The 6,000-nt window shown below is 63.3% G+C and carries 4 protein-coding genes; 2 read left to right on the forward strand and 2 right to left on the reverse strand.

All coding sequences use genetic code 11. The features are described from left to right. Positions 1 to 16: 16 nt before the first annotated feature. Together AADX97_RS21825 and AADX97_RS21830 are read right to left on the reverse strand one after the other, a co-directional pair. Positions 17 to 385 carry a DUF4870 family protein gene (locus tag AADX97_RS21825; protein WP_374236133.1) on the reverse strand — a complete coding sequence of 123 codons (369 nt, stop codon included), beginning with the start codon at positions 383 to 385 and terminating at the stop codon, positions 17 to 19. A gap of 6 nt (positions 386 to 391) precedes the next feature. Then, positions 392 to 727, reverse strand: coding sequence for a hypothetical protein (locus AADX97_RS21830; protein ID WP_374236134.1), 336 nt, complete (start codon positions 725 to 727; stop codon positions 392 to 394). Positions 728 to 954: 227 nt separating this feature from the next. Between AADX97_RS21830 and AADX97_RS21835 the strand changes: the two genes are divergently transcribed. Together AADX97_RS21835 and AADX97_RS21840 are read left to right on the forward strand one after the other, a co-directional pair. Then, on the forward strand, positions 955 to 2,250 hold the full coding sequence (locus AADX97_RS21835) for a dicarboxylate/amino acid:cation symporter (RefSeq protein WP_374236135.1): 1,296 nt from the start codon (positions 955 to 957) through the stop codon (positions 2,248 to 2,250). Between the two features lie 183 nt (positions 2,251 to 2,433). Then, complete coding sequence (locus tag AADX97_RS21840; RefSeq protein WP_374236136.1) at positions 2,434 to 5,976, forward strand: sulfite exporter TauE/SafE family protein; 3,543 nt, start codon at positions 2,434 to 2,436, stop codon at positions 5,974 to 5,976. Positions 5,977 to 6,000 lie beyond the last annotated feature (24 nt).

Raw genomic sequence — 6,000 nt, forward strand, 5'->3', positions numbered from 1 at the left:
TCTCCCGAGACGCGGTTCAGTCCGCATACATCGGCCGCTCCTCCGCGAGATTCAGCCACCCCTTGACCACGCGATAGAGCGTCCAAAAGTAGACAATTCCCCAGATCAGAAAACCGATCAAAAAAACGCTGGTGACCATACCGACGAGGCCCCAGAGGAGCTGAAACCAAAAGGTTCGGATCTGCCAGACAAAATGGGATTCCAGCCAGGTACCCCGCACCTTGGCGAGGCGCAGATAGTTGACAACGACGCCGATGACGGAGGTCACGCCCAAGACGAACGACAGGGCCTGCAGAAGATAGACGAAGCCGGTCGTGTTCTTGAGTGGATCGGTCGTTTCGGGACGAGCCGAAACGGATTGAAGGTTGCGAGTCGATTCATCCATTAGTGCTCACCAAGGGCGGTATTCAAGTCCGGGAATGGCTTCGCGATCGAAGACCGACGGCAGCTCCCGAATGAGTTGATCCACCTCGTCGAAATCCATGTGCCGACCGTAAGATGCCCTGGCCGCATCGATCGGCAGCTCGACCCAATAACGGATGGACCCCACCTCGCGAAGGATCTGCAGGGTGTTGTCGGCGTGATCGATGATCCCGATATAGTCGTCGGCATGGCGCAGGCGAGGCAGCAGTTGCTCGCGAATCTCACGGCTGCTTACCTCCAGTCCACTCGCGGACGAGACCGACTCCCCGGAACGCTCGAATAAGTAGAAGACGCGATAGTGCATGGCTGACGATGTTCGCTCTCTGTGTGCTGTGACGGTCTGGTCTCGGCACGGCGTACGGCATAAGATGCGCCCGTATCCGCAGTTGTCCGAAAGCCCCTCGAGCACGCCGAGCCGGCTCGACCTTCGGCGAATAGAGATCGCCGAGCTCTTCCGCGCGGATGCGAGATCCGGCGGTCACAGGCGCGGCGACCCGCGACAGACCACCTCAGAGCCATTCGGAGACGTCGATGTCGGTTCTCAAAATGAAGCTCCACTGGCAGATCCTGATCGCCCTTGTGCTGGCGATCGTCATCGGGTTGCTGATCGAGCGCGAAACCGGACTCTTCGGGGTCACCCTGTACGGGATCTTCGCCTTTCTGGGCGAGCTTTTCCTCAATGCCCTGAAGATGTTGATTGTACCCCTGATCGTGTCTTCGATCATCGTCGGGGTCGCCGGAATCGGCGACTCGAGCAATCTCGGGCGTCTCGGGGGCAAGACGATCGGCTACTACGCGATGACGAGCCTGTTTGCCATCCTGGTGGGATTGCTCGTCGTCAACATCATTCAGCCCGGTGTCGTGGAAGGCTCGGCCGAGGAGGTCTTCGGGCTGTCGGCCAGCAAGGACGATCTCGAGGCCCAGTTCGCCGACAAGGGCGCCACCGACATCGTCGAGATCTTTCTGCGCATGGTGCCGACCAACGTCGTTGCGGCAGCGGCAGCGGGGCAGATGCTCGGACTGATCTTCTTCAGCCTGCTCTACGGCTTCTTCATCACCCGCCTGAACGGCAATTATGCGCAAACACAGCTCGACTTCTGGAACGGCGTCTTCGAGGTGATGATGAAGATCACCGAGCTGGTGATGCGCTTCGCGCCCATCGGGGTCTTCGCACTGGTCGCCAAAACGGTCACTGACACCGGCTTGGAGGCATTCGGACCGCTCGCGCTCTTCTTCCTCAGCGTCGTGATCGCGCTCGGCATCCATTTCTTCGTCACCCTGCCGTTGCTGCTCTTGTTCATCGGCGGGGTGAAGCCAAGCCGTCACTATCGCGCCATGGGCGCCGCCTTGCTGACGGCCTTCTCGACCGCATCCTCCTCCGCAACGCTTCCGATCACCATGGAATGTGTCGAGAAGAACGCCGGGGTCTCGAATCGGACCTCGAGCTTCGTGCTGCCCTTGGGTGCGACCGTGAACATGGATGGGACAGCGCTCTATGAATGCGTCGCCGTCATGTTCATCGCCCAGGCGTACGGGATCGAATTGGGATTCTCGACCCAGATCCTGATCGTGATCCTCGCACTTCTGACCTCGATCGGTGTCGCCGGCATCCCGGCCGCCAGCCTTGTCGCCATCGCCATCATCCTGACCGCGGTCGGCCTGCCGTTGGAAGGGATCGGCCTGATCCTGGCGGTCGATCGAATCCTCGACATGATGCGCACCTCGGTCAACGTCTTCAGCGATTCCTGCGGTGCCGTCATCATCGCCAAGAGCGAAGGGGAAACCGGCATCCTCGAGAACGATGGGCCAACGCCGGCTAGAGCCTAGTCACCCCTGCTGCACCGAGCCGCGAAGACGCCATCAGGGCTCGGGGCAGCGGATCGTTCGGTTTCCTTATTCCAGCTAATGGAATTACGATAGGGTGCGGGGGCCGAGCCGGGTCCATCGCCGTGCCGGCAGACCGCGCGCGCCCCAACATGCCGACCCCTTCGACTCAGCATCGCGAGCCCCGTGTCTGACCTCACTCCCTCCGCCAACGCCGAGACCACCGCGAAGCTCTTCCGCGGGCGCGTCCTCAAACCGGCCGAAGGCGTCTTCCTGTTCCACCCCAGGGCCATGGAACGCCTGATCACGGACCATCTGGCGGCCGCGGCGCGAGACATCTCGATCCCCGAGCTCGCCTATTACCTGATGCCCTCCACGGCCTTTCTGACGGGCCTTGAATCGGAGAATCCGGAAGCGCTGGCGGTCATCGAGGGGCTCAACCTGCCCGACTATGTCATCCTCCTGCCCATCCCGCCCGAGCAGCGACTCGACCGCGTCGGCTTTACGAGGCTGCTGCGCGACTATTGGGCGCGGCGTTTCGAGGCGGAGGTCGCACGCGCTTGGCAGACCGCCCGGGACGACAATCTCGATGGGGATTCGTTCGGCCCGATCGGTCTGAGCCGCCGGATCGGCCCGCTGGCCTTGGCCGAGGTGCGCGAAATTATGACGCGCGACGGGGTCGCCCCCACGGGTATCGGCGACGCCTTTATTTGCCGCAGCTTCGTCGCCCTGATCGCCCGGTTGCGCTATTTCTCACCGGGCGCCCGCGGTTTCTTCTTTCCGACAATCCGCGACTGGCATGCGCTCGATCTGTGGCTCCTCGAGAGTGGGCTGGACCTCCCTGGATCGTTGCAGGGAGGGCGGCTGCCGCGTTTGCTTGAACATACCCGCCCGGATCACCGCTGCGGCGTGCCCGAGTATCTGCCGCTTCTCCCGTCGGGCCTGCCCTACGGTGACTCGGACCCGGATTTCGCGCGCGCGATCGCCGCCCAGGAGAGCCACGAAGCGCCGCGCTTCCCGGATGAGCCCGCAATGCCGAACGCCGCCGATGCGACGCTCGCGTCCCCCGTCGACGAGATCGAGACACGCTGTCGCGCGGTCCTGCACGAAGCCTCTCAACTAGGGCGTCGGGACTGGCGAACGGCGCTCCGGGACATCGTCATTACACCGCTCGGCCCGCTTCTGGACGGACTGCTGGCCATCCCGACGCTGCTGAGCCGTCGAGGATCCACCGCAGGATCCCGCGGGATCCGGCTGGATCTGCATCTGGCCTTGTTCGCCGATGCCGTGCGCAAGGCACAGCGCGCCGAGCTCGATGATCATTATGCCGCCGCACTCGTCAACCTGTCCTTGGCCCGGCGACGCTTCACCGGCATGGGCGTACCCTGCTCGAATGCCCGCGACGCCGTCCACGGGATCCTCGCCCAACGTGCCGCTGCCGCCGAGAGCGCCTTGGCGGCACTCATCGCTGCCAACTCGAAGCTGAGCCCGGGCACGGCAAGCGAGTTGGCGGCCTTGACGGCGCTCCTGGGCGAAGAGGTGATGCGCTCCGGCTCGGCACGCTCGGCTTATTTGATTCTTCGCAACCTGGAACGCGCTTTGCTAGAGAGCCGTACGACTTACTACCGCCTGCGCCCCTTCAAATGGGCAACGAGCGGCGGCAAGGTCCAGCTTCGACAGATCCTGCCCTTTCAGGCACAGCTCAAAGCGCTGCGAGCGCTCGAGATCGCATCGATCCGGCTCGAGCAGATCGAGTGGCCTACCCGCGAGGTCGAGCGGTTCTCGGTTCCCTTGAAGCGACTCTCCGAGCAGCTTTCCACCCGACTCGCCGGCCAGCTCAGACCCCACCTTCGCGCTTCTCTCGAGGAGGCCGGCTTCAACCCGACCAACCATCGCGAGCGGGTCGCGGCCCACAAGATGCGCGAGGAGCTGCTCGACGTCATCCAGCACCGCCGGCATCTGAAGTTCACCGACGTGCGCGATATCGTCGCACGCAACATCCTGCGCTTGCCCGACCCGACCCTCGAGGAGATTCGCCACGGCGACCGCTTGGCGCATTTCGATCGAATCGCCGCCAGGACGCTGCCCGGCGTTTACAAGCCGGGCGAATTCTACGTCAAAGGGCTACAGCAGCTCGGCGCACCCTTGTTCGGCACGCCGCGGGGGCGGTTGATCCTGCGCCATCTCATCCTGCCGACCGGCCTCGCCTTCCTGGGACTCAAGACGCTCGACATCCTGGCCGGCCTGATCGCGCCGGAGGGGAGCTCGGTCCATTTGGCACCCTTCTGGCTCGTGCTGCTGCTCGCCCTGTTGATCAATGCGTTCGCCTACACCCACGTCGGGCGTGCGATCGCCAAGACGATCTGGCGCGTCCTCTCTTGGACGGTCCGTTTGCTGCTGTTCGACGGGGTGCGCAGGCTGCTGCGCTGGACGCCCGTCGCAAGACTCCTGTCGATGAGCATCATCCGCGGACTGGATCGTAACCTCGTCCAGCCGCTGTTCATCGGCTTGCTGGTGGTGCTCCCGTTCGTGGGAATTGGTCTGCTGGTCGACGAGGTGGAGATCGATTACGGTCTATCCTTGCTGATCCCGGCCTTTGCGATCGGCACGCTCGCGCGCAACACGCCGGCGGGTCGACGCTTGCTCGACAATCTCGCGAGTACGGCATGGCAGATGCTGCGTCGACTGAACCAGACCCTGGTCATCGGGCTGGTTCGCGAGCTGCTCCATTTCTTCAAGGAGGTGACGCGTCGCTTCGAGCAGGGGCTGCATCGGATCGAGGAGCTGCTGAGCCATCAGCTCGGAGAGTCGCGGCTCGCACTTGTCGTCAAGTCCTTGTTTGCTCCGATTTGGAATTTCACCGAGGCCGTGATCCAGTTTTACGTGACCGTGCTGGTGGAACCGCAAATCAATCCGATCAAGCATTTCCCGTTGGTTACCATCGCGCACAAGCTGATGTTGCCCTTCCTGCCGGCGCTCACCGGGCTGTTGGTTGCACTGACGGAGCCCTTCCTGCCGAAGCTGATTGCATACCCCTTCGTGACCCTAACCATCCTCTTGTTGCCGGGCCTAGCCGGTTTCCTGGTTTGGGAGCTCAAAGAGAATCGGAGAATCTATGCAGCCAATCACGCGAGCGCGAACCCGGTCGGACATGACCCCACCCGGATCGAGGCGGTGCGTCGATCGGATCTGACGAGCACGCCGATCGAGCCGGCCGTGATTGGCAGCCACGGCGAGACCATGCGCGGGATGCTCCGCCGTGGGTTTCACAGCGGAACACTGCCGAAGGCGTTCGATCGGCTCAGACGCGTGCTGCGCGACGAGATCCGCGACGAGGTCCCCTACCCTCATCGCCTCAGAGAGGCGCAGCGTCGCCTCGCCGAGGTCGAGCGCGCACTCTGCGTCTTCTGCGATCGGGAGTTAGGCTTTGCCTTGCGCCGCCGTTGTGCCGAGCCGAATTGCGGACTCGTCCGCGTCGAGACCGGACGGCCGCGTCTGTCGAGCAACGCCTTCGATCTGACCCTGGAGCTGTACGCCGCACACACTGCAGACGATCGGCCGATCGAGCTGCGGCTCTGCGTCTATCTGGAGGAGCCCGATCTCTTCCTGAAGGTTGAGGTGATCGGGCCAAAGGAGGAGCTCGGCACGCCATGTTGGGCGCTCGTTCGGTCCGATCTCGAGCTGTTCAGCGGTCGTGCGGGGGTCAAGCAGGCGCCGTCGGCGGTTTAGGGGTTCGGGGCTCGGGGCTCTGTC

This window comes from Thiocapsa sp. C2-2m (genome assembly GCF_041903745.1).
Lineage (GTDB): Bacteria > Pseudomonadota > Gammaproteobacteria > Chromatiales > Chromatiaceae > Thiocapsa > Thiocapsa roseilacustris.